The sequence below is a fragment of the Sphingobacterium sp. T2 genome (genome assembly GCF_000814685.1).
GTDB lineage: Bacteria > Bacteroidota > Bacteroidia > Sphingobacteriales > Sphingobacteriaceae > Sphingobacterium > Sphingobacterium thermophilum.
This window is the reverse complement of sequence record NZ_JXAC01000014.1, coordinates 35,502-60,600: the sequence shown is the minus strand read 5'-3', so window position 1 is coordinate 60,600 and position 25,099 is coordinate 35,502. Positions and strand designations below refer to the sequence as shown.

Sequence of the window (25,099 nt, the reverse complement as noted above, 5' to 3'; positions counted from 1 at the left end):
GTTCTTCTTTCCTACTTCCCTTCATCTCACGTCACGTTACGTTCACTCGACTTACTTTTTCGTTACCTTCCATTCAACTTTCACCTTTTTCCGGTTAGGATCCATTTTCCGTCAGGCGGTTGAATGAATAAAATTTTACCTTTTCCGTTTTTCTACTTACGCCACCAGCAGCGAAGATGGTCTTTATGCCGTCTGTAATCTTTTTGAAGATATCTTTGATATCGGGATGAACGTAGAGATAAGTAGTCTTTCCGTTCTTTGTAGAGCTATCAAAAAGTTTTTCTAAGTCAATGTCTTGTAAACCAATCGTTTGGCTGTTTTTAGGAGCTTTAGGAACGAAATCTGCTAAAATAAGCAGGCTGTGGTTCATATAAATTTTATAAATTTGTGCCATGAATAATTTAAATGAGGTTGAACAAAAAATTGCTGAATCCTTATTGCAAATTAAAGCAATAAAATTGCAACCTAAAAGTCCTTTTACATGGGCGTCGGGTTGGAAGTCTCCAATTTATTGTGATAATCGTATCACTTTATCGCATCCAGCTATCCGTACCTATATCCGTCAGAAATTAGCTAAGTTGATTCAAGATGAATTTGGAGCGGTAGAAATGATTTCGGGAGTGGCTACTGCCGGAATTCCACAAGGGGTATTGGTAGCACAGGAACTGGGGCTGCCTTTCACATATGTGCGTAGCAGTGCCAAAGACCACGGCCGTCAGAACCTTATCGAGGGAGAGGTAGTAGAAGGTCAGCGTGTAGTAGTAATCGAAGATTTGATTTCTACCGGTAAGAGTTCGTTGCAAGCCGTTCAAGCTTTACGTAATGCAGGCTGTAATGTTGTAGGTTTGGTTTCAATCTTTACTTATGGTTTCGAAGAGGCAGCTAAAAATTTTGCGGAAGCAAAATGCACTATGTACAGCTTGTGTAACTACGATGCTTTGATAAAAGTAGCTGTGGAAAACGGATATGTGTTGGAGTCGGATGTAGATTTCTTGAAAGCTTGGAGAAAAGATCCAGCAAACTGGAAACCTGAAGAATAGTCACCATCAATATTTCACTACCTATATGACCTTGATTCAAAACAGCACAACATTAAACAAACCTGTAGAGGATGTGTATGCTTACCTAAGTGATTTAAACAATCACGAACAGCTTATGCCTGAGAACATCTACAATTGGTCATCGACGAGTGATGAGGCTCGTTTTACGATTAAAAACATGGCTAAGCTGGCCTTGAAAGTAACGCAACGTGTAGAGAATAAGGAAATAGTGTGTGAGCCTAGTGAGGAGGCACCTTTCAAGGTTAGATTGTCTTGGAAGCTGGATCAGCTATCCACACAAGAGACGAAAGCTACCTTTGTCATCGAAGCCGAATTGAATATGATGATGAAGATGATAGCAAGCGGTCCTCTGCAAAAACTGGTAGACTATCAGGTAAGTCGGTTAAAGGAGGTTTTGGCATAAAAACTATATTATAAATGAGTAAGGGCTTCAACTTTAAAGTTGAAGCCCTTACTTTTTAGAAGGTGAAAGTAACATGCATTCCTACCTTTTGAATAAGTTCGGTACGATGATTACTGATATTTTGCTGAAGAGGAGATTGGTAGAAGACTCCCACCGCCAGTTTGTGTATAGTGGCTTCTGCACCTACATTAAGGTTAAGGTTGTATCCTCCGGTTTGATCCAGTATATACCCTAAAGTCCTATCTTTCGTTTGATATTCATATTGGATTCCTGCATGAGGACGTATGTTACTCTTCTCTGAAAAAGCATGAAGGTAGTAGAGACTGGCATTCAGTGTAGTCTTATTGCCATAGCGGTACTTTTCACTATTTTCTGTATTCCATTTATAACTTAGGTTGGTATTCAGGCCCATATTGTCTACACGGATGTCGTAGCTGGCGCTGGCAATAAGGTCTAAGCTTCCTGTTCCTAACTGATAGATGTTAGGTGAATTGGTGTCTAAGTCTTCTTTACGATATTCTCCCGTAGGTAGCTTAACGCCGATACCCAGCCAGACATTATGGTTGCTGTTATTTGAGGTGTTCAGTAGATTATAGTAAGTACTAACATTAATGTCTCCTAATCCAGATTTATTGATTTCAGATGTAGTACCATAATTGTATTTGAATATTTTGCTGTAAGGAATAATAGCCATCACCCTCCACTTGGGATGGATATTCCAAGCAGACCAAATCTCGGCGGTATGGTACTTCTCTTTATTACTCAAGGCCGTAATATTTCCATGAATATCCAGCTGCGTGTAAAGTTGATTAAAGTGATAGCGAACTCCAACGAACCTCTTGTTGAAGTTGGGAAGGAGCCCATTGTATGAATTTCCGAGACCTCCGCCACAGATATCACAGGCATAAGCACCTGTTGCAGCGAAGTAGGCTATGATGAGTGCAGTTAATTTTTTCATGGTTGTATGAAGTTTTTGTTTTGAATGAAAGATTCGTCGTCCAGCGTTTTGAGGAAGCTAAGAAGAGCCTCCATTTCTTCCTTCGTCAGGGGAATACCTTTGTTAATCCTCAAGAGAGGATCAAGATTGTCTGTCAAGACCACTTCCTTAGCGTAATGATTCAATACAGCGTGTAAGGTGTAAAATCTGCCGTCATGCATATAAGGCGCTGTATAACTCAAGTTGCGCAGTGTAGGAACTTTAAAGCGAAGTTTATCTTTTTCGTTAAGGGTCACTTCAAATCTTCCCAAATCATTTGCAGGGTTAATGCCTAGACCGTTGTCGCGGAAGCTGTAATCCGTGAATAGAGGTTCTGTATGACAGCTATTACATTTGGCTAAGAAAAGCTGATAGCCTTTTTCTTCTTCTTCGGTGAAAGAATCTTCTCCTCGCTTGACCTTGTCGTATTTGGAATTGTCAGAAACTAGAGTGGTCATGAAATGTGCCAATGCTTTTAGTACCTCATTTCCCGAAAATTCACTTTTGCCGAATGCCTTTGTGAACATATCGGGATATTTAGCGTCGGCTTTCAGTTTGACCAGTATATTGTTCATGTTTTCATCCATCTCCACCTCATTCACAATGGCAGCCAAGGAGACGAGGTCCAGCTGTGGCACACCTCCGTCCCAGAAGAAGGATGTAGCCCATGCAAGGTTGGCAAGGGTAGGTGCATTGCGTATGCCCAATTTATCGTCTATGCCGTGACTAACATCGTGTCCGTGGTGCGTGAAAGCATTCTGGCTGATGTGACAGCTTGCGCAAGAGATAGTGTTGTTGCGCGACAGACGTTCGTCATAAAATAACTTGCGCCCCAATTCCACGGTTTCTTTTGTGAGAGGTGTGGTGGCAAAATTATATACAGGATCCGGAAAGTGTGTAGGTTTCCGGAAGCCTATAAATTCTTCAAAGTTAAGATCTTCGCTTTTTTGACATGCCACTATCACTAGAAGGATTATAGCGAAGACTGACCATCTTTTTCTGTTTACCATCAGTTGATTTTTTGGAAGTTATGGGTATGATCATGTGTAAACATAGTGGCGTAATTATCCGCCATTTGCTCGTGAGGACCCTGCGTCATGATGGTAGGATACTCACTTATAGAGATGGTATGTACAGCATCGAAGATCCTTCCTATATCTACCATGAGGTGGATATCTGAGGATAGGTTTTCCTGAACCTTGCTGATGCCAGCCTTTGATAGATCGAGCGTTATAATCCTATTGTTATTAGGTGTAGGGCTGCTATATCCTCCGAAGAAACCTATATGGTACTTAAATTGATTGTTTACGGTATTAGCTTGAGGAGAGGCTCCTTCGATTTTGAAGTGTATATAACCGGAATTCCAGGTCCAATACATGTCGTGTTTTGACACATCCAAAACGCCGGTTCTTTGTTCTGCAGGTAAGGTGTTGGTAAGGCTGTCAACACCCAAATTAAACTGCAGATAACTGTATTCCCCTTCCGGGGCACTGATGATAGGATATAGGCTTTTATTATCTTGGGCGTCAATCAGAAAGAAAGACTCCATTTTCGGCACGGTGTAGGTTTCACCATTAGGCTTGCCTAAGACGATATTGCTGACATAGAATTTCAGTAGGGAAATGTTGAAAGATTCTCCATTGCTATTGGTATAGGTATAATCATTGAGAACGAGCTTTTTACCGTTGACTATAAGGTCAAATTTAAGTTTTACCTGACCGTTTTTATTGCTGTCCGTTTCGATAGATTCTGTTTTGCTACAATTAGTAAATAAAAACACTATGGCTACTAAAGCCCCCAATAAATTTTTCATGTTGACTTATCTATTCTTTATTTAATTAAAACCAAATACAATTAATGCTACTCCCATCTGTACGGATGGATGCAACATAGGAGTAGGGATAATACAAGTGTTAGGAATAATTAAATAAAGAGAGGGGGATGATCTATCGAATAGATATAATCTTGCGGATTTAAATTACAAAAGTATAGAGGGTATGTTTTTGCAAGCTCCGTAACGGTTGTACATAAATCGACCTCATTTTGGAAGTGATCCACAGCTAAGCCCTCATGGAAGTTTACCTTGAAATTTTTCTGTTCATTTTCCTGCTGTGCTTTCAGCTTCTTCATTAGGTAACACTTTCCATGACAGGTGTTGTGTTCCATATTGCGCTGTACACAGAGGTATTTTTCGATGTATTTTTGATTATAGTAAAATGACGTACATATCACTAGCGTCATGTTGCATTGGATTAACATGACAGGAATAAGTAGATATGTAAGCCACTTTTTCATGCATCGCAAAGTTACAACATTCTTCTATATTTCAAAATGAGGGTAGTTATTCTTGTTGAATTTTATTTGGATTAATTCTTAATAAGCTATATCTTTGTTTGCGTCAAGATTATTGAAGATGATTTGTCCATTAGCAAACGTAGAGGAAGTATTTAAGACATCGGAGGGAGCTGTATATCAATGCAGCCGCAAAAACTGTTACTGGTTAGAATTTCAAAATACGACAACATCCTTCAGTGTAAGTGATTTTTTCAAATTCAAAAAGCGCATAGACAGTATCGATATAGAGAAGATGATTTGTGATTCATCTCGCAGTGCGGATGTAGAAATTGTGATGCCTTTTCGTACCGATCGCTGTTTTGTACTTACTGTGTCGGATATTCTAAATCTTCGAGAAATCTTGGACGGGGCGTAAATTTGTCATTGAACTGAACGGACAGATTAAGAGCATCCTACGTGAGGGAGCTATGTTGGCTCGCTAATTAAAATTATACTGATTCTAAATAGGTTACAGATTCAAAGTCTAATTTAGACTGAATTTGTATTACATTTTTTTCATTCTTTTTCCCATTCTCTTCTGTATATTTTTGTTAGAGCAAATAAGCGGTATGAGTTTTGCTTATTTATGCTTGTACATAATTGTAAACAAAAAAATATTCATCATATGAAAGACTTATTGAAACTAAAATCATCTTTATCAGAAGAGATCGAAATTATTTTGAACGCACAGATTAAAGTAGAAGCGCATTCTTCGGCACTATACCTTTCTATGTCGGCATGGTGTGAAGATCAAGGGTTGGACAATGCGGCAAAATTCTTTGCGAAGCAGTCGGATGAAGAGCGTCAGCATATGTTGAAGCTTTTTCATTATATCAGCAGCCGCGGAGGTAAACCTATTTCACCGGAGATAACTAATATTCCTTCGGAATTTGAGTCGTTCAGAGGTGTTTTCGAGCAGACATTAGAGCAAGAGATGTTTGTAACTGAACAGTTCAACAAAATTGCTGACACCTGTGTGAAGGCAAAGGACTATGTTACTTTTAACTTCTTACAATGGTTCTTAGAGGAGCAAGTGGAAGAAGAGTATGTTGCAAGACGCATCTTGGAATTGTTTGACGTTATCGGTGAAGAGGGTACCGGCCGTTGGGAAATTGACAGACATTTGGTGAAAGTTTCTTTCGATGGAGAATAAGAAAGAAAGCTAATAATTAATAGCGAAGCGAGATATAAACTTTTATATCTCGCTTTTTTTATACTAATACTTATTATTTTACGTTAAATATAGGGTAAAAGTTGCCGGTGTAATTTTTTGAATCTACAATATTTATTATCTTGATTGCTGTATAAGCTAGTTTGAGTTGTGCGAAGTTTATTAACAAAGACAGGGTGTTTTTTTATGCTGGTTGTATGTATTACAACTCAAATAGTTTTTGGACAGGAACACTTCAGCGGGGTGGTCTTGGATACTGCGGGCAATCCTATTAAAGATGTAAACGTACGTCTTTATACACCTAAAGACACGCTGTTTGCTATCACCAACGGTAGGGGGATTTACAGCTTTACTCTTCCTAGGGAAACCTATACCATTCATTTAGGGTTTTCGATCTTAGGTTATGCCTATGAAGAGTTTTTCTTTACACGTAAAGATTTAATCAACAATAAACTTCCCAATGTAATATTGAGTAGGGCAGCTTTTATCATAGAAGATGTCACAGTGACCAAGGTAATTCCTATTGTGGTCAATGGAGATACGATTCAGTATAATATGGGAGCGTTTAGGTTCGGTAAGCACGCCCTTCTGGAAGATGGTCTTAAGAAACTCCCCGGCTTTCAGGTGTTGCGCGACGGATCTGTATATTTTAATGGTACCATATACGGAGGGTTAGGGTAAATAATAATTGATTTTTTTGGTGGAGACGTACTTACGGCGACAAAAAACCTTCCGGTGGATTATATTAACAATATTCAACTTATAGAAGTCCGCAATGAGAATGATGCCGCCGACAACGGCATTGTGGACAATCAGGCCACCGAGAAAATATTGAACATAAACCTAAAAGAAGACCGTAAAATATTCCATTTTGGACAGCTCACTTTTGGAGCAGGAACCAACCAACGCTACCTAGGAAGCTTCGGCATCAACAGATTTGACGATGGTAACGAGATGTCTATCCTTGGATCTATCAATAATACCAATACGAATTTATTTTCTTTTGGCGATATTATGGGAGGAAGCCGCAATACTAAATCTTTTGATATTGATGAATATATTGATCCTACGGACGGCATCAATACGACTTACTCCATAGGAACTAACTGGGTCAAAAAAATTAATTCGCGGACCAGACTAAGTGGAGCTTATAATTTTATACATAAGAATAGTCAGGTTACAGGTTTTTCAAACATGAAGTCAGCCTATACAGGCAATACCATCACTAAGACAGAAGATTTTGATATCATACAAAACGACTATAATCATAATTCTCAGGTTTTTGCTGGATAAAAAATTTGAGAATGAGGACTTGCTGAAAATCGAAGGTAACTTCACTTTACATAATAAATCCTATATGAATGAGCGAAAAACAGAATTGAGTAACTCATTCTTACAAAATAAAGGTAACAATACAGACTCTACCAAACAGGTTCTTCCTATGGGAAATGTCGAAATGACCTTTGTGAAGAATTTCGAGAACAAGAATCGGAAGTTTGTGGGAAAGATGGGCTTACGTGCCTACAAACTTACCGACAGAGAGTACGTTAACGAGGAATATACGGTAGCTTATCAGATGTCATTAGATACGGTGATGGAGCTAAATCATCAGTTTGTGGATATGAAAAATTATAACGATTCCAAAAATCTGATGATGTCTTATGTAGAACCTTTTCTGAATAATGGATTGTTTGAATTCAAGTATGAATTCGAACACAACAGAATTGACGCTAGCCGATATACATACAACTGGATTAATAATCAACCTCGAGGAATTATTGACTCTTTGACGGTAGATTATGGTTATCAATATTTCACCAATAAGATGGGCATTACTTACCAATATAACCTTCCGAAGAAACTGAAGTTTAACATAGGTTTTGCCGTACAACCTATTAAGATGCTGGGGGAAATTTTGAACGACACCTTAACATACAGCTACGACAACATCAATTTGGTACCTACATCAAACCTTACATATAAGATTTCGAATAATCTGGATTTCCAGTTGAGCTATAAAGGTAAAAATAACGAGCCGAGTTTTTTCCAAATTGCCCCTGTAAGGAATAACACGAACTCGAGGAATATCATCATCGGTAATCCGGAGTTGAAGTCGGAGTTTACTCATAGTTTTCTCAGCACGGTAAGAGCGTTTTTTCCGGTACGCATGCAATATCTAGAAACCAGCTTTATCTTCAACAAGGTAAAAGATAAAATTGTTAATGACAAAAAGCCTTTAGAAAACACTACCATCCAGCAGACTACATTCCGCAATACCAATGGATATTACGACTGGAAGTTAAATTATATTTTCAATACGCCTTTGGGAGGAGACAGCTGGCAACTTAACCTAGATGGAAGTGTAAACTATTTCAATAACCTTTCATTCATCGAAGATCGTAAGAGAACCACCAAACAGTTTTTGTTCCAACAGGCATTGAAATTGAAATATTCTTTGGATGAATATGTTGAATCTTCATTGAATGCCGTCTATTCCCAAAATTATGCCCGCTATGATATTCCTTTCCGAACAAGAATCAATGTGCAATCTTTGTTTTTGGGATTGGGGATAAAAGGTTATGTAAAAGACAATTTCTCTATGGGGGTGGAAATGTCGCAACGTAACAATGATGGGTATTTCAATAATTTCATGAATGTAAACCAGACATTGATGAATGCATTTATAGAATATTCCTTTTTGCAAAATAGGACAGCCATGTTACGTATCCATGCGTACGATCTCTTCGATCAGAATACTAATATGGGAATCTATTCGGAATATATTGGAAATGATCTATATGAGGAGCGTAAAAGCCGCTTGGGCAGATACATTATGTTGGCTTTAAATATCCGACTTCAAAAATAAATGATGAAAGCAGTAGTGATGACAACAGCCGGTGGTCCGGAAGTATTGCAGGTTCAGGAAAGAGATATACCTACCATATCGGCAGATGAGGTGCTTATCAGGGTGCATGCCGCCGGAGTTAATAGACCGGACGTATTGCAACGTTTAGGGAAATATCCTGCCCCGCAAGGGGTAGTACAGGATGTTCTTGGCTTAGAGGTGGCGGGTACCATAGCCGCAATAGGAGAGAACGTAAAAGAGCTGAATTTGGGCGATCGTGTCATGGCTTTGGTAGCCGGAGGCGGTTACGCCGAATTTGTTGCAGCTCACAGCGGCGTTTGTATTCCATTGCCGGAAAGCCTAACATTTGAGGAGGCTGCCGCCATGCCCGAGACAATATATACGGTATGGCATAATGTCTTTCAGAGAGCCAACCTAACTAAGGGTGAAAGGATTTTAATCCATGGCGGTGCAGGAGGTATAGGTAGTACTGCCATATTGCTTTCAAAGCTTTGGGGAGCAGAAGTAGCGACAACCGTTCGTGGTGCTGCCAAAAAAGAATTTGTGAAACAATTGGGAGCCGATATAATCATTGATTATTCGACTTCTGATTTTGAAATGGGACTGAAAGATAAAGGGGTAGATGTCGTACTCGACTTTATAGGAGGAGAGTATTTCGAAAAAAACATCCATGTACTGCGTGAAGAAGGAAGATTAGTGTACATCAATGCCATGCAAGGCGTGAAGGTCACGCTAAATATCCTTAAGCTTATGCAGAAAAGACTAACCATCACCGGTAGTACTTTACGCAATAGAGACAGCGCTTTTAAAGAGGCTCTTACAGCAGATATCAAAGCCCATCTTCTTCCACTCATTAACGAAAGAAAATTGATTCTTCCTATCTATAAGGTAGTGCCGTTTGTGGAAGCTTGGGAAGCTCATCGACTGATGGAAAGTAGCGAGATTTTAGGGAAGATAGTCCTCTCTTTTTAAAGAGCTAAAATTAATTTAGACTTTGGAAGTATGAATAATTATTTACATCTTTAGGTAAATAATTGTAAGCATTATGAAACTTAAATTCCTTGTATTTTCCATACTTCTGTTGTCCGCAAGTGTTGGTCATGCCCAGCGAATAAGTCAGGTTGGAAAGCCGTTGGATTATGTAAGTACTTTAGTAGGAACGCAGTCAACATATTTTTTGTCCAGTGGCAATACATATCCAGCTATTGCTGTGCCTTGGGGGATGAATTTCTGGAGCCCTCAAACCGGAAAGATGGGAGATGGATGGATGTATACCTATACGGCGGAGAAAATCCGAGGTATCAAACAAACTCATCAGCCTTCGCCCTGGATGAACGATTATGGTCAGTTCAGTATTATGGCTATGGTGGGAAATAAAACCTTCGATCAGGAAAAAAGAGCCAGCTATTTCTCCCATAAAGCGGAAGTTGCTAAACCACATTATTATTCGGTATATCTGGCAGATTATGATACGAAGGTAGAAGTGACACCTACATCCAGAGCTGCTTATTTCCGCTTTACCTTTCCGCAAACGGAAGAGGCTTACGTGCTGTTGGATGCTTTCGATAAAGGATCTTATGTGGAAGTTTTGCCTCAAGAAAATAAGATTATTGGTTATTCGACAAAAAATAGTGGAGGAGTTCCAAGCAATTTCAAGAATTATTTTGTTTTGGAATTCAATAAGCCTTTTAAAGATATTTCCACCTTTGCAGACTCTGTGCTGGAGGATGGAAGGTATAGTGTTAAGGCAGAGCATGTAGGAGCTCTGATAGGCTTTTCCGTGAAAGGCAAAGATGATCCTCTTTTGATGAAGGTAGCTTCTTCTTTTATTTCGAACGAACAGGCGGAGCGAAACCTTAAGGAGATTGGTGATAAAACCTTTGAAATGGTAAAAAGTGAGGCAGAATCCATATGGAATAAGGAGTTAGGCAAGATAGAAGTGCGCGGTGGTACAATCGATCAGTTACGAACTTTCTATTCTTGCTTATACCGTTCACTGTTGTTTCCAAGGACATTTTATGAATACAACGAAAACGGGGATATCGTTCACTATTCACCATATAATGGTCAGGTACTACCCGGATATATGTTTACAGACACGGGGTTTTGGGATACATTTCGCTGTTTGTTCCCTTTCCTGAATCTCATGTATCCGGAGATGAGTCTTAAGATGCAAGATGGCTTAGCCAACGCTTATCGTGAGGGAGGATGGCTGCCGGAATGGGCTAGTCCAGGCTATCGTAATGTTATGGTTGGCAACAATTCAGCTTCTGTGGTGGCTGATGCATGGATAAAGGGGGTGCGAAGCAAGGATATCGAAATCCTATATGAAGCTGTAGTAAAGGGCTCCAAAAATGCAGGACCTCTTCCTGCTGTTGGAAGAGCCGGAGCGGAGTATTATAATGAGCTGGGCTATGTTCCTTACGATGTTAATATCAACGAAAATGCTGCTCGTACACTGGAATATGCGTATGATGATTTCGCAATTTATCAGCTGGCCAAAGCTATAGGTAAAGGAAAAGACGATTTACAATTCTACAAGGATAGATCGTTCAATTACAAAAAACTTTTTGATCCCGCGACAGGACTGATGCGAGGAAAGAATAAGGACGGTTCCTTCCAATCTCCATTTAATCCGTTTAAATGGGGAGACGCTTTTACTGAAGGTAACAGCTGGCATTACAGTTGGTCAGTATTCCAAGATTTTGCAGGGCTAGCCAAGCTGATGGGTGGCAATAAAGCGATGGAGAATAAGTTAGATTCTGTGTTCATTTTGCCTCCTATATTTGATGACAGCTATTATGGTTTTCCTATCCATGAAATCCGTGAGATGCAGATTGTCAATATGGGACAATACGCACACGGCAATCAGCCTATACAGCATATGGCATATCTATATAATTATGTCGGGGCACCTTGGAAATCCCAGTTCTGGGTGAGAGAAACCATGGACAGGATGTATTCTCCTAATCCGGATGGCTACTGTGGTGATGAAGACAACGGACAAACTTCCGCCTGGTATGTTTTCTCTGCTTTGGGATTTTATCCAGTAACGCCAGCGGTGGACGAATATGTTATAGGCTCGCCGCTCTTCGATGAAGTCAAGCTGCATCTTAGTAACGGTAAAACAATAGAAATCCGTAGCGTGAACAATAACGCAGAGAATAGATATATCAAAGATTTGACACTCAATGGCAAGAGCTATAGTAAGAATTATTTAAAGCATTCCGAGCTTATAAAAGGAGCAAAGTTGAATTTTACTATGGATAATAAACCGAATACAAAAAGAGGTATCCAGTCATCGGATTTTCCGTATTCGTTAAGTACTCATGATTAATGTTCTAGGAAAAATAAAGCCTTCTACTTTCATGGATGATAAAATAAGATAAGTATTGGGTAATATGGTTTACTTTTATTCGCTGAAATGCCGGTATTTTAGTTATCACAGATACTAACCGGTATTTCTGTTTATTACTCAGTAACCTAACAATACTTAATAGTCTTATTTTATAATTTATAGACAATGAATTTTTTGTGTCATGTCAATTGGAGATATTGTTTAATTTTTCTCCTTTTCTTCAACTTTTATAATCTTCGAGCTCAGAGTGATCTCCTCTTGTGGTATAAACAAGCGGCCAAGAATTGGAATGAAGCACTGCCAATAGGCAATGGACGTTTAGGTGCGATGGTATATGGGGGAGTGCAAAAAGATATTATTCAACTTAACGAAGAAAGCCTAGTCGGAGGTTCCAATTTTGATAATACTAACCCACAGGCAGGTCAGCATATTGATGAGATACGACGATTGTTGTTGGCAGGAGACAACGATAAGGCTCATGAGTTAGCAAAGCAATATCTGTTGGCCACCCCTGCGGACTTTCGTTCATATCAGACTTTAGGAAACATATATTTAGACTTTGCACATGAAGGACCTGTTGCGAGTTATCGTCGCAGCTTGAATTTGGAAGAAGCTATAAGTGAAGTCAGTTATTCCGTTAATGGAGTACGCTATAAAAGAGAATATTTCATTTCTGCTCCACAAAATGTAATGGTCATTCGACTCAGCAGTGATAAGGCGAGAGGACTTAGTTTCAAAGCCACACTGTCAAGGCAATATGATGCCACAGTACAAGCTGAAGGCCAAGGGATGTTACTCATGCAGGGACAGCTTGTCGATCTCCCTTCGGAGAGTATGGGACCTGGTGGACTGCATATGAAGTTTGCTGCCGCCTTACGCATTATCCCGCAAGGAGGAGAAATGCATAGTCTGAACAATACCGTGATAGTTACCGACGCAGATGAGGCTTTATTGATTTTTACGGCAGCGACGGACTACGACCTTTCACAGCTTAACTTTAATCGAGACATTGATCCTTACGACATATCCAAAAAATTAATCCGTCAAGCTGAAAGTTATTCGTTTGAAAGGTTAAAACAAAATCATCTGGCAGATTATCAACCCTATTTTAAGCGCGTATCATTGCATTTGGGAAATGAAGATAACCAAAATCTTCCGACGGATGTACGCCTACAGCGTGTGAAGGAAGGTAAAGCCGATTTGGGGTTGGTAAGCCTTTATTTTCAATATGGGAGATATCTTCTGCTTTCTAGCTCTCGAGCTCCCGGCGTTTTGCCTGCTAATCTGCAGGGCATATGGAATGAGCATTTTGAAGCACCATGGAAGTCGGATTACCATACCAACATAAATGTACAGATGAATTACTGGCCTGCTGATGTGACCAATCTTTCGGAGACGGTACGTCCGTATGTGGAGTTTGTGGATCGCTTGCGGGTGCCGGGACGTATCACTGCGCAGAAGATGTATAAGGCCAAAGGATGGACCATACATCATGCTACGGACGTCTTCGGAAAATCAGGCATTATTTCAGGAATACATTGGGGTACTTCACCACTATCGGGGGTATGGCTTTGTCTCAACCTTTGGGAAAACTAATCTTTTTACTCAAGATAAGCAATATCTTAAAGACAAAATTTATCCTATAATGCGGGAGGCTGCAGAGTATGTAGAGAGCTTTTTGATTGAAGCTCCCAATGGTTATTTGGTTACCGCGCCATCAATGTCACCGGAAAATAGTTTCCGTCTGGCTAACGGCAAAGCAGAACAATTAACATATGCACCAACTATAGATAACCAACTCATCACCGCTTTTTATCAGCCTGTATAGACGCTGGAAATATAGTAGGTGAAGATCCTCAATTTTTGAAACAGCTTAAAGCTACGTTAAAAAGAATACCACCTACAAAGGTGAGCCAAAAGTATGGTATAGTCCAAGAATGGATAGCGGATTATGAGGAAGTAGAGCCGGGTCATAGACATATGTCTCAGCTCGTAGGATTATATCCTGCCAATCTTATTACTCCGGCGACACCGGAGCTTTTTGAGGCGGCCCGTCATACACTGACAAGAAGGCTTACTCATGGTGGAGGACATACGGGATGGAGCAGAGCATGGATTATCAACTTTTATGCCCGTCTGCTCGATGGAGAGGAAGCCTGGAAGAATGTTCAGGACCTGTTGGCAAAATCGACATTAAACAACCTTTTCGATACACATCCTCCTTTTCAGATTGATGGAAATTTCGGAGGAACGGCAGGCATAGCAGAGATGCTATTACAAAGCCATGAGGGCATAATACATGTGCTACCGGCGGTACCTGAAGCATGGAATGAAGGGGCCTATTCGGGACTGGTGGCGCGTGGTGCTTTCGAGGTTAGCGTATCCTGGAAAGCAGGAAAACTGGAAAAACTTCTTTTACATTCCCGAAATGGAGGTGAAGCTGTAGTGCAGTATAAAGGCAAAAAAATTAAGGTTAAAACAAATAAAAATCAGACCTACGATCTAAGTAACCGTTTCTAAAAGAGTTATTTAAGTATGTTGTTAGCTTTTAGTTTAATGAAAAAAGAATAGGCTGTTTGCCTATTCTTTTATTTTTTTGTATGCTTCGGCAAGCTTTTGGACGCTAATAGGTTTAGTGATTATCCCATCAAAAGCATGATTGGATGAAGAGTGATTATTTTCGGCCACCGCTTCATCTGCCGTATTAGCAAATACAAGTATATGTTTCAACTTTGTCAGAAGACTTGATGGCATCTAACAAATCCCATCCCGACATATGAGGCATTATGACATCTGTAACAACAATATCCGTTTTGTATTGCTTTATGAAGTTGAGTGCATTTGCAGCATCCTCAAAGAAAGATACATGCTCAAAGTCTTTAAACATTTGTTTTGCCAGCAAAAGATTGATTTTATTATCGTCAATAAGTACTATAGATAGATCTTTCGACAGGTCTGTCTTTGACGATGGCATTGAATCTTTCTTCTGGTTTTTCTGACCTTGCGCTAGCTTCAAAGGAATTTGAAGAGTGAAGGTCGATCCCTTTCCAAGCTGACTTTTTACTGAAAGTTTTCCGTTTATCTGATTAGCTAGTAACTGCGAAATATGCAATCCTAGTCCGAAGCCTGTCTTCTTGTTTTCTACTATATAGTATTTACGGAAGATTTGCTCCTGCTTACTTTTTTCGATACCTATTCCTGTATCTTCTACATCGACGAAAATCTGATTGTTGCTAATATAAGCACGGATGGTCACCGATCCTTTCTCTGTATATTTGATGGCGTTGGATATCAGATTAGAGATAATTTGACGTAATCTAAATTCATTAGAGATAATTTTGAGATTATGTTTCAGGTTATTTTCTTTATTCAACTTCAAACCTTTGTTGCTTGCCTGAAACGTATGGAGGCTATATGTATCTTCAATGATTTTGGCTATATATACTTCATCCATGACAACCTCCATGTTGCCAGATTCGATTTTGCTGAGACTCAAAATATCATTGATACTGTTGTTGATGACACTGATATCTTGGTCAATATTGTTAATAAGAGTTCTATCCAACTTCTCCGGAGTAAATTCATTGTTTTTCAATAACTGAACAACACCTTGCAGAGAAATCAATGGCGTTCTTATTTCGTGACTTATATTCGCTAAGAGGTTGGTTTTTTCTTCTGCAACGTTGGCTGCATATTCTTTTTCCTTAATGATTTTACTTTCGTAATTTGCAACAAGATATTGATAATAAACAATAAATATCAGCATAAGAAAGATTATTCCCAATGCCATCATGGCATAGATGCCGAACTTATGGGAATTCTTCTGAAGTAGAAAATAATCAGATTTTTCGGATTCCCGAAGAAGTTGAGCTTCTTGCTCCTTGATATCGTCTATAGTCTTTTTCAAGTCGCTGAGTAAAGAGTAATTGGAGGTGATGAGGTTACGCTCCTGTTCCTTAGAAAGAAGATATATGCGTTGCAGTTCTCTGAAATTTCTGTTATAGACTCTTTCATTAGCCTGAACAAGATTTTCAACATTTTTTTCGATGATGTTTAGCTGATTTACATTAAATATCTCTTTTTCAACCTGATTGAAAGTGGTATCGTCTTTGGCGTTGAAAATCCGTTTGAACAGACTTTGCTTTTTACGCACTATAGTGTCCTGCATCACATCCTTGTAAGAGGTGTCACGCATGATATTCTTCATCAAGGAGTCTGTAGTCATCCTTGAACGACTTAATCGTCTGCTGTTCAAGTCCGTAGTGTTGTTTGCCAGCTTTTCGTCTGCAAAGGTAATGAGGTCGTCAATCCTCTTTTTGAGCTGGACATATTGAAGGGCTATATTTTGATCAATAATATTGTTTGTGGCACTTATTTTTAGCTGTTGTATGCTGTCTACTCTCGTGATGATATCATTCAACGTATCCAGTTTATCTTGATAAGTCTTTTAGGTTATCCTTATCAAAGGACACCGCATATAGTCGGAATAAATTGTCTACTTCACTGAAAGTAGTCATCAGCTCATAGATGATAGGAGAAGAGTTTGTCTTAGTCTCGTATGCTTTATTAAGCCTAGCTTCGACTTCCTTATATTCCTTGTATTGAAAAAAAGAAAATTACACATAGGATTAAGCTTGTAACTATTACTGTTCCCGGTAACAGAAGCCTTAAATAGAATGTATTTTTCTCCGCCACGACAAAAAGATGATTAAATGTTAAAGTCCTACACCAAAGTTACTAAATAGTATGTAAAGATAAATTTATCGTAAAACAAATATTTTAGAATCATCTAAATTCTATAAAAACTTTATGAGAGATAAATGGTTATCTCATCATGCAGATTATTCAATTTCGGCACGAAGGAATATATTGTGTGCCCGGCAAATTCTATATAGACCCATGGAAGCCTGTAGAGAGAGCATTAATTACCCATGGACATGGAGATCATGCAACACCGGGGGATGAAAAAATATTTATGTCATCATTTTAGTGTTCCTATCCTTCAAAGTCGATTGGGGCCGGATATAACGGTGGAAGGTATTGGCTTTAATGAAACCATAGTCATCAATGGCGTTCGTGTTTCCTTTCATCCGGCGGGACATGTGGTGGGCTCCGCGCAAATCCGCATGGAATACAAAGGGAAGGTAGTTGTGGTTTCGGGAGATTATAAACTTCAGGACGACGGACTATCTACGCCTTTTGAACCCATACGATGCCATGAATTTGTTAGTGAGAGTACCTTTGGTCTTCCTATATACCAGTGGAACGATATAGATAAGCAGGAGGAGGAGTTACGTCAATGGATAGCACATAATCAATCTTATGGCCGGACGTCGGTATTTGTAGGTTATTCATTAGGTAAGGCGCAACGTATATTGAAGGCTGTAGCAGATGTGGCACCTACATATGTTCATCATTCCATTCATAGGATTAACCAAGCATATGAAAGTATAGGCATAGAACTTCCAAAGTATGAAGTATTAGATTTTCGGGAAGATATAAAGTATGTTGACCAAGGCATTGTGGTGTTGCCACCGGCGATGATAGAAAGCAAGGTTATTAAAAAGATTCCCAACATGTCATACGCCATCTGTTCGGGTTGGATGACAGTGCGCGGTGCCCGTCGTTGGCGTAGTGCCGATGCAGGTTTTGCTCTTAGCGATCATGCGGACTGGAACGACCTTTTAAAGGCAATCAGAAGTACAGAAGCAGAAAAGATATATATCACACATGGACAGACGACTATTTTCAGCAAGTATCTTTGCGAACTAGGGTATGAGGCAGAAGAAGTGATGACAGCTTATGGTGAAGAAGAGAGTAATGCTATCGAACTGGAGGGAAACGTATGAAAGCTTTTGCCCGACTGGTGTATGCGTTAGATAGCACCAATAAGACAAGTCAAAAGATGATGGCTGTTCATGTTTTTTTGAATGAAGCTGACGACAAAGATAAACTTTGGTTATTAGCCTTATTTTCAGGAAAAAGACCTAAACGTACAGTCTCAACAAAACTGATGAGAGAATGGGTACTTGAAACGACAGGCTTACCTGAATGGTTGTTTCAGGAATCTTATAGTTCCGTAGGTGATTTGGGTGAGACATTATCCCTATTACTTCCACCTCCAAAGGGATATTGGGATTACTCGCTGGCAGAGTGGATGCATCGGATTCGTGCCCTTGAGTTCACATCTGAAGAGGATAAAAGAAACTTTGTATTGCAAGCTTGGGATAATTTACCGCATCAAGAACGCTTTTTGTTCAACAAGCTTTTAGGAGGAAGTTTCCGCTTAGGTATATCGGCAAAAGGACTTATCAACGCTATTTCCTCGTATTACGGTCTAGAGCCTAGCGCAGTGTCTCATAGCATTATGGGAGAATGGGAAGTGGAAGAATCTGCTTTCGAAGAGCTCGTTCATGGACATTATGTAGATAACAACCTTTCCAAACCCTATCCTTTCTGCTTAGCCTATCCTATAGAAGATGTGGAAGAAACTTTAAAGGACCTTTCACAATGGCAGATTGAATATAAATGGGATGGCATTCGCGGTCAGCTTATTAAAAGGAAAGATGAAATTTTTATTTGGTCGAGAGGCGAAGAGCTCGTCACCTCGCAGTTTCCCGAAATAGTGGTGGAAGTCGCCCAATGGAAAGGAGATTTTGTATTGGATGGTGAGATATTGGCTATATCTAATGGTGAAATATTAAACTTTACAGCCCTACAAAAACGGCTTAACCGCAAAGTACTATCAAAGAAAATTTTGTCTGAAGTGCCGGTAGGCATGTACGTGTACGATATTTTAGAATATCGAGGGGTTGATTTAAGGGAATGGGCAATGGATAGGCGCAGGGCTTTGCTGGAAAAACTTATCCGGAATAATCCTTCTACCCAAATCCATCTTTCGCCTGTCATTGCGGAAAAGTCATTAGGACAACTAAAAGTAATAAGAGAAGAAGCTCGGCAAATCAATAGTGAAGGTTTGATGCTTAAACATAAAAAATCGGTATATCATGTAGGCCGCAAAAAAGGAGATTGGTGGAAATGGAAGATAGACCCACTGACCATTGATGCCGTGCTTATCTATGCACAGAAGGGTAGTGGCCGTCGTAGCAGCTACTACACGGATTATACATTTGCTGTGCGGGATGGCGATAAGCTGGTCACCATTGCCAAAGCTTATTCAGGATTGACAGATAAAGAAATCCAAGAAGTAAGCCGTTTTGTGAATAAAAATGCAATAGAAAAGTTTGGTCCCGTACGTACAGTGAAGCCCCTATTGGTTTTCGAGATAGCTTTTGAAGGTATAGGATGGAGCAGTAGACATAAGGCGGGGGTGGCACTGCGCTTTCCTCGAATAGTACGTTGGCGTAAAGATAAGACGGTAGAAGAAATCGATGATTTGGCATCCATTAAGAAATTAATTCATTAATTTAATCCTAAAAATAGAACGTTGAATTCTTTTGAACAGTCATACGGTTTTCGGACAGTCTTGACTTGGCTGCAACAGCAGACAAGGGAACCTTTTTCCTTTCAGCTTCAGACGTGGAAAAAGATAGCTCAGGGATATAGCGGTATGGTCGTAGCTCCTACAGGTTTCGGAAAGACATATTCCGTTTTCTATAGGAATATTGATAGACTATATGAATCATCCCGAGCATTATAAAAGCGGTCTGAAAGTGATATGGATAACGCCTCTACGATCTTTAGCCAAGGACTTAGCGCGTGCCATGCAGGAAGCGGTGGATCAGATAGGTCTGGACTGGGTGGTAGAAGTACGCAATGGAGATACCGATGTGAAAGTAAAGCAGCGACAAAGCCGTCAGATGCCTGATGTTTTGCTGCTAACTCCGGAAAGTTGGCATCTTCTACTCGCGCAAAAAGGAAGAGATAAATTTTTCCGTACGTTGAAAGCTGTGGTAATCGACGAATGGCACGAGCTTCTTAGCACGAAAAGAGGGGTGATGGTAGAGCTTGCAGCATCCTATCTAAAGCATAGAAACCCTTCGCTGTTAATATGGGGGATCACGGCAACCATAGGTAATCTCAATGAAGCCTTACAGGTCTTATTACCTCAAAGCAACAAAAGAGCAAAAATCATAGCCAAGGAAAAGAAAGAGATGGAAATCATCTCCGTATTTCCTCCGGATGTGGAGATTCTCCCTTGGGCAGGGCATCTGGGGGCAAAGTTAGTGGAACAGGTGGTTCCCATTATCCTCCAAAGTAAGTCTACAATTATCTTTACTAATACGCGTAGCCAGAGCGAATATTGGTATCAACTTTTGCTAGATGCTTATCCCGTCTTTTGCTGGACAGTTGGCCTTACATCATAGCTCTATAGATGCGGACATCCGCAACTGGATAGAAGAGGCTTTGAGTATGGGAAAGCTGAAGGCTGTAGTGGCAACTTCTTCGTTAGATTTAGGAGTCGACTTTAAGCCAGTAGATACAGTAATACAAGTAGGGTCAAGTAAAGGGGTGGCTCGCTTCATGCAAAGAGCCGGGCGAAGTGGCCATTCACCTTTCGAAGTATCCAAAATTTATTTTGTACCTACCCATTCTTTAGAACTTATAGAAGTTTCAGCTCTCAAAGAGGCGGTAAAGCGCAATGTCATAGAAAATAGAGAGCCTTTAGTTTTATGCTATGATGTCTTAGTTCAATTTATGGTTACCGTAGCCTTAGGTGGAGGCTTCGACTATGAAGAACTCTTCGATATCGTAAAGAACACGTTCTCTTTTCAATGGATGACAAAGGAGGATTGGGAGTGGTGCACAACCTTTATCACTGTGGGAGGAAAAATAGGACGTCGGTATGAAGATTTCCATAAGGTAGTGAAAAATGAAGAAGGAATATATGTTGTAGAGCGGCGCCGTATCGCTATGCTCCATCGGATGAACCTCGGAGTCATAGTTTCAGATGCTATGGTTAAGGTAAAATTTCTCGGTGGGGGATATATAGGAATGGTAGAAGAATACTTTATTTCCAAATTGAAGGAAGGGGACAAATTTATCCTTGCAGGAAGAGTATTGGAGTATTTGCGTATGAAAGAGATGACCGTTTATGTCAAAGCCTCACAAGGCAGGGGCATCACCCCAAGCTGGTTGGGTGGACGGCTTCCTCTAAGTTCTAATTTGGGTTTTCTGCTTCGTAAAAAGCTTGCCGAGTCTAAAGCACCTTCCTCAAAGGATAAGGAACTCAACTTCCTTTTTCCTTTGGTAGAAAGTCAACAGAACAAATCCCATATTCCTTCAGAAGATGAATTCCTTGTAGAGAAGATCACCACTAAAGAGGGATGCCATCTGTTCATGTATCCTTTCGAGGGGCGACTTGTACACGAAGTGATGGCCAGCCTTATGGCTTACCGTATCAGCCAGTTATATCCTATCAGTTTCTCTATGGCCATGAACGACTATGGTTTTGAACTTTTCTCCGACAAGGATATTGTCTTAACGGAAGAGCAGCTGCACTATATTTTGAGAAAAGATGATCTTATGAAGGATGTTTCAGCCAGTATCAATGCTACGGAGATGGCCAAACGTAAGTTTCGTGATATAGCGGTCATTGCGGGATATGTTATTCAAAACCATCATGGACGTCAACAAAGCAACAAGTCTTTACAGGCATCGGCTGGCATCATATTTCAGGTTTTGGAGGAGCATGAACCACACAATCTTCTGCTGAAACAGGCGTATACAGAGGTGTTTAACCAACAGTTGGAAGAGCCGCGACTCACAGCAGCCTTTGAAAGAATCAATGCTTCAACCATAATTTATAAAATAGTAGAAAGTTTTACACCTTTGAGTTTTCCTATAAAGGTAGATAGCCTGCGGCAGTCCTTATCCAGCGAAGATCTGGCTGCCCGTATATTGCGAATGCAAGAAAGGAGCAACCGTTACAAAAGTAAGAGGAAATGATTATTTACGAACAACAAATAATTTGGGCGGACGAGCAGCTTACATTAACAAACCGAAGAGCCCTATATTGGAAGGATAGGGAGGCTTTGATACTCTCCGACCTCCATTTGGGAAAGGCGGCTCATTTCCGTAAAAACGGCATTCCTATCACCTCAGAAATCCATCTTAAAGATCTTACCTTACTCGAAAAGCTTATCGCGCATTATTTTCCTAAAAGAATTATAATTGTAGGAGACCTTATCCATGCCGGAAAAAATACGGAAGTATTAGACTTTAAGGATTTCCTTGAGAAATATACCGCCATAGAATTTATCCTCGTCAGAGGAAACCACGATAGGTTGACAGCTCAAGAGTTCGATGAACTTGGATTGCTGACAGTATTACCACACTATACTTTGGGGAATATTACTTTCGTACATGCACCATTATCCGGAAGCACCTATCAGATTTGTGGTCATGTGCATCCTGGTGTTAGCTTACGTCTTCCTACCCAAAAATTCGTTCGCTTGCCTTGCTTTGTGGTAAGCCCCCAAAAGATTGTGCTTCCTGCTTTCAGCCATTTTACCGGACTGGACACCCAATTCCAACTGGAGGAAACCACTCAATATGCCATACTTGAAAATGGGATAATACCCATAAAGTGATATTATCCCTCGATTCTTAGCACCATCTCTATTTGATTGACGGTATTTTGAAGTCCTAGCCTTGCAAGAAAGTTGTGCGTTTGTGGATGATTATCTTCGACATTCATGATGCTAAGCTCATGCGAATAATTTGTTATCAAGTAATGGATCAATGTCGCTCCGATACCTTTATTTCTGGACGAAGGATTTACAGCAAGCTGTTGAATGCGTTTTGACATTGGATTAAATGCTACGTAACCCACTAATTCATCGGATAAGTATGCACCTATAACTACGACAGTATCTCTCAAATTCTGTACGGATTGTACCGTATTTTGCCAAGTAGGCAGGAAGTCCCAGAATCTTGTTAGCTTTTGCCAATCAGGATTTTCTATAGCCTTAATCTGTATGTCCTGATTGATAGTGTTGATGCTTACCTTTCCCGAATAGCATTTTACCATTCGATTTGCTTTAAAGCCGGCCGTTTCGTAGGATTGTAAAGCTTTCGTATTGTTTTCAAGCACTTCCAACACAATCTCGTGAATGTGATGCGTCTTCAGTACAGGCAATATATGTTTATACATGGAAACGGTAAGTCTGTTGCCTCTGTACTCTGGAATGACTCCGGTACCTCCGTTGTATATTCTCCTTTTGCCGTCTTCCTGACGAAAGCCATGCAAGATAAATCCTACCAGCTGATTATGGGAAAATGCGCCTACGGAATATTGAAGAAATGTATCATCGGCAATAAGTTTGGACTTAAGCTGTTCTTCCGTAAGTTGCAGCGACACAAGGTAGTCCGAAAAAGCTTGGTTAAAAGTGTTTGTGAGGGTAGGAATATCTATTCCTTCTAAAGTTTTGATGGTAATCATAGGTTGTTAGGGCTGATAGATTCCGATTTGAGTAAACTGTAAATCTCTAAATCCTCGAAATGACCGTCAGGAAATAGCTCTCCTTGACGTTCGATACCTTCGAAAGTGAATCCCAGACGTTTGGGAATGTTACTACTAGCTGTGTTACCCACAGCGCATTTTATCATAATTCTGTTCATGTGCAGCTCTTCAAAGGCGAAGCGGCACAAAGCTTTGACACTTCGGGACATGATGCCTTTGTGTTGGCTTTTTTCGGACATCCAATAACCAATTTCTGTCTTCTTATTGTTATAGTCGCTACGGACAAGACCTATCATTCCAACGAATTTTCCATTTTCACGGATAGTAAAAACATATTCATAAGAGCTTTCAGGTGCATTGACGATGGAGTCCACATAGGCTTGCGTATCCGCAATATCTTGGGTAAAAGACACAAAAGGAAGCCATCGTCCCAGAAAAGCTCTTTCGCCGTCGATGGTACTATAGATGTCCTGAGCATCTTCTCTCTGCAGCTGGCACAGCTCTATATCGTCATTAATTTTTATGTGTATCAGTATAGTCATATAGTGTTAAAACGTAATTGGAGGAAGTAAAGCTACTGGAATAAGTATTTATTTTTTTTTCAATATAGGAAGAAAATAATTTGGAGAATAATTCTGATGTATTACCTGGTAGTCATTTATAAGTAAAGTAATTTTGTGCTATACAAGATAAGTAATTAGAAATAAATATCTTTGATTAGTAAAGTTAATCCGTTATGAAAATCACAGTTTCCCATATGGTTTGTAGTCGGTGTGTTATCGTTACCGAAAGCATATTGGAAAAGCTGGGCTTTAGAAACTTTTCGGTTAATATGGGAGAGATAGAGCTGTCGGAACAGCCTTCGGAAGAACGTATGACTTTGCTGAAAGAAGAATTGGAGAGGGTGGGCTTTGAGATTGTGGAGGACAAAACAGAAAAAATAATTCAAGCTATAAAAGCCAGCCTTGTCGAATACTTAGAACAGCTGGCACAGGGCAAGGCTTTAAAGATGTCAGCATATGTCCGTGATAAGCTGCCATATGAATACAGCTACTTAAGCGACCTTTTTTCAAAAACAGAAAATAAGACAATAGAGAAATATTTTATTGAACTGCGGCTGGACAGAGCTAAGGAAATGCTGAAATATAGCGATAAAGATCTAAGTTCCATAGCTTACGCTTTAGGATACAGCAGTCCGCAACATTTTGCCAGCCAGTTTAAACAACACATCGGCATGACACCATCTGCATTCCGCGCAGAACATAAAAATTAGTAAATCTCAATCTAAGATGGTTTTTATTAAGTCGTATTGTGCCTGCCAAACATCCTGCTCTGCTTTTTTATAGTTTATCAAAGACTGATTATACATTGTGATGAGGGCTCTTCCCGCTTTATAGGCTTCCCGTTGTTCGTTCATGTCCTGTAAGGCTAGGGCTTTAATCTTTTCCAGTCTGCGCAACTTTTCTTCTGCCGCAGAAATCTTAAGTTGTTTTTTATTGTGTAAA

The 25,099-nt window shown here is 39.9% G+C and carries 28 protein-coding genes and 1 pseudogene; 19 read left to right on the top strand and 10 right to left on the bottom strand.

Going from position 1 to position 25,099, the window contains the following annotated elements:
• Window positions 1-94 precede the first annotated feature (94 nt).
• Window positions 95-370: a hypothetical protein gene (locus SD31_RS01445; RefSeq protein ID WP_156138141.1), complete on the bottom strand. Its 276-nt coding sequence runs from the start codon at window positions 368-370 to the stop codon at window positions 95-97.
• Between the two features lie 22 nt (window positions 371-392).
• Here SD31_RS01445 and pyrE point away from each other — a divergent pair, with 22 nt between their 5' ends.
• Together pyrE and SD31_RS01435 are read left to right on the top strand one after the other, a co-directional pair.
• Entirely contained in the window at window positions 393-1,040 is a 648-nt protein-coding gene (gene pyrE / locus SD31_RS01440) for an orotate phosphoribosyltransferase (protein WP_039052837.1), read from the top strand.
• A gap of 25 nt (window positions 1,041-1,065) precedes the next feature.
• Window positions 1,066-1,464 carry an SRPBCC family protein gene (locus SD31_RS01435; RefSeq protein ID WP_039052836.1) on the top strand — a complete coding sequence of 133 codons (399 nt, stop codon included), beginning with the start codon at window positions 1,066-1,068 and terminating at the stop codon, window positions 1,462-1,464.
• 55 nt (window positions 1,465-1,519) lie between these two features.
• Here the strand turns inward: SD31_RS01435 and SD31_RS01430 are convergent, their stop codons facing one another.
• The 4 genes from SD31_RS01430 to SD31_RS14635 form a co-directional block, all read right to left on the bottom strand.
• Window positions 1,520-2,422: a transporter gene (locus tag SD31_RS01430; protein ID WP_039052835.1), complete on the bottom strand. Its 903-nt coding sequence runs from the start codon at window positions 2,420-2,422 to the stop codon at window positions 1,520-1,522.
• Complete coding sequence (locus SD31_RS01425) at window positions 2,419-3,450, bottom strand: cytochrome-c peroxidase (RefSeq protein WP_039052834.1); 1,032 nt, start codon at window positions 3,448-3,450, stop codon at window positions 2,419-2,421. The genes SD31_RS01430 and SD31_RS01425 overlap by 4 nt, the downstream gene beginning before the upstream one ends.
• Complete coding sequence (locus SD31_RS01420) at window positions 3,450-4,253, bottom strand: MbnP family protein (protein ID WP_039052833.1); 804 nt, start codon at window positions 4,251-4,253, stop codon at window positions 3,450-3,452. The genes SD31_RS01425 and SD31_RS01420 overlap by 1 nt, the downstream gene beginning before the upstream one ends.
• Window positions 4,254-4,363: 110 nt before the next feature.
• The gene (locus SD31_RS14635; RefSeq protein WP_052258524.1) at window positions 4,364-4,735 is read right to left on the bottom strand and encodes a hypothetical protein; all 372 of its coding nucleotides are present in this window, start codon (window positions 4,733-4,735) and stop codon (window positions 4,364-4,366) included.
• 118 nt (window positions 4,736-4,853) lie between these two features.
• Between SD31_RS14635 and SD31_RS01410 the strand changes: the two genes are divergently transcribed.
• The 10 genes and pseudogenes from SD31_RS01410 to SD31_RS21080 all read left to right on the top strand — a co-directional run bounded on the left by SD31_RS01410 (window position 4,854) and on the right by SD31_RS21080 (window position 14,689).
• On the top strand, window positions 4,854-5,150 hold the full coding sequence (locus SD31_RS01410) for a DUF6686 family protein (RefSeq protein WP_231561034.1): 297 nt from the start codon (window positions 4,854-4,856) through the stop codon (window positions 5,148-5,150).
• 249 nt (window positions 5,151-5,399) lie between these two features.
• Window positions 5,400-5,927: a ferritin gene (locus SD31_RS01405; RefSeq protein ID WP_039052843.1), complete on the top strand. Its 528-nt coding sequence runs from the start codon at window positions 5,400-5,402 to the stop codon at window positions 5,925-5,927.
• A 204-nt stretch (window positions 5,928-6,131) separates the two neighbouring features.
• On the top strand, window positions 6,132-6,626 hold the full coding sequence (locus SD31_RS01400; protein ID WP_039052832.1) for a carboxypeptidase-like regulatory domain-containing protein: 495 nt from the start codon (window positions 6,132-6,134) through the stop codon (window positions 6,624-6,626).
• A 54-nt stretch (window positions 6,627-6,680) separates the two neighbouring features.
• A complete protein-coding gene (locus SD31_RS01395; RefSeq protein WP_039052831.1) occupies window positions 6,681-7,238 on the top strand; it encodes a hypothetical protein in 558 nt (185 codons plus the stop codon).
• A complete protein-coding gene (locus SD31_RS01390) occupies window positions 7,228-8,811 on the top strand; it encodes an outer membrane beta-barrel protein (protein ID WP_039052830.1) in 1,584 nt (527 codons plus the stop codon). The genes SD31_RS01395 and SD31_RS01390 overlap by 11 nt, the downstream gene beginning before the upstream one ends.
• Window positions 8,812-9,783: an NAD(P)H-quinone oxidoreductase gene (locus SD31_RS01385; RefSeq protein ID WP_316929715.1), complete on the top strand. Its 972-nt coding sequence runs from the start codon at window positions 8,812-8,814 to the stop codon at window positions 9,781-9,783. It begins immediately after the preceding gene.
• A gap of 73 nt (window positions 9,784-9,856) precedes the next feature.
• The gene (locus tag SD31_RS01380; RefSeq protein ID WP_039052829.1) at window positions 9,857-12,148 is read left to right on the top strand and encodes a GH92 family glycosyl hydrolase; all 2,292 of its coding nucleotides are present in this window, start codon (window positions 9,857-9,859) and stop codon (window positions 12,146-12,148) included.
• Between the two features lie 279 nt (window positions 12,149-12,427).
• Window positions 12,428-13,765 (top strand): glycosyl hydrolase family 95 catalytic domain-containing protein, encoded by a 1,338-nt coding sequence (locus tag SD31_RS16350; protein WP_197053464.1) that lies wholly within the window; start codon window positions 12,428-12,430, stop codon window positions 13,763-13,765.
• Window positions 13,662-14,383: pseudogene (locus tag SD31_RS21085) on the top strand (glycosyl hydrolase family 95 catalytic domain-containing protein); the annotation flags it as partial. The gene SD31_RS16350 and the pseudogene SD31_RS21085, both read left to right, overlap by 104 nt.
• Before the next feature lie 54 nt (window positions 14,384-14,437).
• Window positions 14,438-14,689, top strand: a complete 252-nt coding sequence (locus SD31_RS21080; protein WP_410528222.1) for a glycoside hydrolase family 95-like protein — start codon at window positions 14,438-14,440, stop codon at window positions 14,687-14,689.
• Between the two features lie 60 nt (window positions 14,690-14,749).
• Here SD31_RS21080 and SD31_RS16335 read toward each other — a convergent pair whose 3' ends face one another.
• Entirely contained in the window at window positions 14,750-14,899 is a 150-nt protein-coding gene (locus SD31_RS16335) for a hypothetical protein (RefSeq protein ID WP_156138137.1), read from the bottom strand.
• Entirely contained in the window at window positions 14,874-16,589 is a 1,716-nt protein-coding gene (locus SD31_RS01370) for a hybrid sensor histidine kinase/response regulator (RefSeq protein ID WP_052258523.1), read from the bottom strand. Before SD31_RS01370 ends, SD31_RS16335 begins: the two co-directional genes overlap by 26 nt.
• A 541-nt stretch (window positions 16,590-17,130) precedes the next feature.
• Between SD31_RS01370 and SD31_RS01365 the strand changes: the two genes are divergently transcribed.
• The 6 genes from SD31_RS01365 to pdeM are packed head-to-tail and all read left to right on the top strand — an operon-like array spanning window position 17,131 to window position 22,722.
• Window positions 17,131-18,018, top strand: coding sequence for a ligase-associated DNA damage response exonuclease (locus tag SD31_RS01365; RefSeq protein ID WP_231561033.1), 888 nt, complete (start codon window positions 17,131-17,133; stop codon window positions 18,016-18,018).
• The gene (locus SD31_RS01360; RefSeq protein WP_039052828.1) at window positions 18,015-19,595 is read left to right on the top strand and encodes an ATP-dependent DNA ligase; all 1,581 of its coding nucleotides are present in this window, start codon (window positions 18,015-18,017) and stop codon (window positions 19,593-19,595) included. Before SD31_RS01365 ends, SD31_RS01360 begins: the two co-directional genes overlap by 4 nt.
• A gap of 21 nt (window positions 19,596-19,616) precedes the next feature.
• Window positions 19,617-19,829 (top strand): hypothetical protein, encoded by a 213-nt coding sequence (locus tag SD31_RS17965; protein ID WP_231561032.1) that lies wholly within the window; start codon window positions 19,617-19,619, stop codon window positions 19,827-19,829.
• On the top strand, window positions 19,807-20,496 hold the full coding sequence (locus SD31_RS17960) for a DEAD/DEAH box helicase (RefSeq protein WP_231561031.1): 690 nt from the start codon (window positions 19,807-19,809) through the stop codon (window positions 20,494-20,496). The genes SD31_RS17965 and SD31_RS17960 overlap by 23 nt, the downstream gene beginning before the upstream one ends.
• A complete protein-coding gene (locus tag SD31_RS01355) occupies window positions 20,453-22,078 on the top strand; it encodes a helicase-related protein (protein ID WP_231561030.1) in 1,626 nt (541 codons plus the stop codon). Before SD31_RS17960 ends, SD31_RS01355 begins: the two co-directional genes overlap by 44 nt.
• Window positions 22,075-22,722 carry a ligase-associated DNA damage response endonuclease PdeM gene (pdeM, locus tag SD31_RS01350; RefSeq protein ID WP_039052827.1) on the top strand — a complete coding sequence of 216 codons (648 nt, stop codon included), beginning with the start codon at window positions 22,075-22,077 and terminating at the stop codon, window positions 22,720-22,722. The genes SD31_RS01355 and pdeM overlap by 4 nt, the downstream gene beginning before the upstream one ends.
• A 2-nt stretch (window positions 22,723-22,724) precedes the next feature.
• Here pdeM and SD31_RS01345 read toward each other — a convergent pair whose 3' ends face one another.
• Entirely contained in the window at window positions 22,725-23,573 is an 849-nt protein-coding gene (locus SD31_RS01345; RefSeq protein ID WP_052258522.1) for a GNAT family N-acetyltransferase, read from the bottom strand.
• Window positions 23,570-24,136, bottom strand: a complete 567-nt coding sequence (locus SD31_RS01340) for a GNAT family N-acetyltransferase (RefSeq protein WP_039052826.1) — start codon at window positions 24,134-24,136, stop codon at window positions 23,570-23,572. The genes SD31_RS01345 and SD31_RS01340 overlap by 4 nt, the downstream gene beginning before the upstream one ends.
• A 194-nt stretch (window positions 24,137-24,330) precedes the next feature.
• On the opposite strand from SD31_RS01340, the gene SD31_RS01335 reads away from it, so the two are divergent.
• On the top strand, window positions 24,331-24,867 hold the full coding sequence (locus SD31_RS01335) for a helix-turn-helix domain-containing protein (RefSeq protein WP_039052825.1): 537 nt from the start codon (window positions 24,331-24,333) through the stop codon (window positions 24,865-24,867).
• A 6-nt stretch (window positions 24,868-24,873) separates the two neighbouring features.
• On the opposite strand, the gene SD31_RS01330 is transcribed toward SD31_RS01335, so the two are convergent.
• The gene (locus SD31_RS01330; RefSeq protein WP_039052824.1) at window positions 24,874-25,053 is read right to left on the bottom strand and encodes a hypothetical protein; all 180 of its coding nucleotides are present in this window, start codon (window positions 25,051-25,053) and stop codon (window positions 24,874-24,876) included.
• Window positions 25,054-25,099 lie beyond the last annotated feature (46 nt).

Excerpts from the sequence above, each read along its gene's own strand:
- SD31_RS01445 (WP_156138141.1), bottom strand. The coding sequence starts at position 370 with ATGAACCACAGCCTGCTTATTTTAGCAGATTTCGTTCCTAAAGCTCCT.
- pyrE (WP_039052837.1), top strand. The coding sequence starts at position 393 with ATGAATAATTTAAATGAGGTTGAACAAAAAATTGCTGAATCCTTATTG.
- SD31_RS01435 (WP_039052836.1), top strand. The coding sequence starts at position 1,066 with ATGACCTTGATTCAAAACAGCACAACATTAAACAAACCTGTAGAGGAT.
- SD31_RS01430 (WP_039052835.1), bottom strand. The coding sequence starts at position 2,422 with ATGAAAAAATTAACTGCACTCATCATAGCCTACTTCGCTGCAACAGGT.
- SD31_RS01425 (WP_039052834.1), bottom strand. The coding sequence starts at position 3,450 with ATGGTAAACAGAAAAAGATGGTCAGTCTTCGCTATAATCCTTCTAGTG.
- SD31_RS01420 (WP_039052833.1), bottom strand. The coding sequence starts at position 4,253 with ATGAAAAATTTATTGGGGGCTTTAGTAGCCATAGTGTTTTTATTTACT.
- SD31_RS14635 (WP_052258524.1), bottom strand. The coding sequence starts at position 4,735 with ATGAAAAAGTGGCTTACATATCTACTTATTCCTGTCATGTTAATCCAA.
- SD31_RS01410 (WP_231561034.1), top strand. The coding sequence starts at position 4,854 with ATGATTTGTCCATTAGCAAACGTAGAGGAAGTATTTAAGACATCGGAG.
- SD31_RS01405 (WP_039052843.1), top strand. The coding sequence starts at position 5,400 with ATGAAAGACTTATTGAAACTAAAATCATCTTTATCAGAAGAGATCGAA.
- SD31_RS01400 (WP_039052832.1), top strand. The coding sequence starts at position 6,132 with ATGCTGGTTGTATGTATTACAACTCAAATAGTTTTTGGACAGGAACAC.
- SD31_RS01385 (WP_316929715.1), top strand. The coding sequence starts at position 8,812 with ATGATGAAAGCAGTAGTGATGACAACAGCCGGTGGTCCGGAAGTATTG.
- SD31_RS01380 (WP_039052829.1), top strand. The coding sequence starts at position 9,857 with ATGAAACTTAAATTCCTTGTATTTTCCATACTTCTGTTGTCCGCAAGT.
- SD31_RS21080 (WP_410528222.1), top strand. The coding sequence starts at position 14,438 with ATGCTATTACAAAGCCATGAGGGCATAATACATGTGCTACCGGCGGTA.
- SD31_RS01365 (WP_231561033.1), top strand. The coding sequence starts at position 17,131 with ATGAAAAAATATTTATGTCATCATTTTAGTGTTCCTATCCTTCAAAGT.
- SD31_RS01360 (WP_039052828.1), top strand. The coding sequence starts at position 18,015 with ATGAAAGCTTTTGCCCGACTGGTGTATGCGTTAGATAGCACCAATAAG.
- SD31_RS17960 (WP_231561031.1), top strand. The coding sequence starts at position 19,807 with ATGAATCATCCCGAGCATTATAAAAGCGGTCTGAAAGTGATATGGATA.
- SD31_RS01355 (WP_231561030.1), top strand. The coding sequence starts at position 20,453 with ATGCTTATCCCGTCTTTTGCTGGACAGTTGGCCTTACATCATAGCTCT.
- pdeM (WP_039052827.1), top strand. The coding sequence starts at position 22,075 with ATGATTATTTACGAACAACAAATAATTTGGGCGGACGAGCAGCTTACA.
- SD31_RS01345 (WP_052258522.1), bottom strand. The coding sequence starts at position 23,573 with ATGATTACCATCAAAACTTTAGAAGGAATAGATATTCCTACCCTCACA.
- SD31_RS01340 (WP_039052826.1), bottom strand. The coding sequence starts at position 24,136 with ATGACTATACTGATACACATAAAAATTAATGACGATATAGAGCTGTGC.
- SD31_RS01335 (WP_039052825.1), top strand. The coding sequence starts at position 24,331 with ATGAAAATCACAGTTTCCCATATGGTTTGTAGTCGGTGTGTTATCGTT.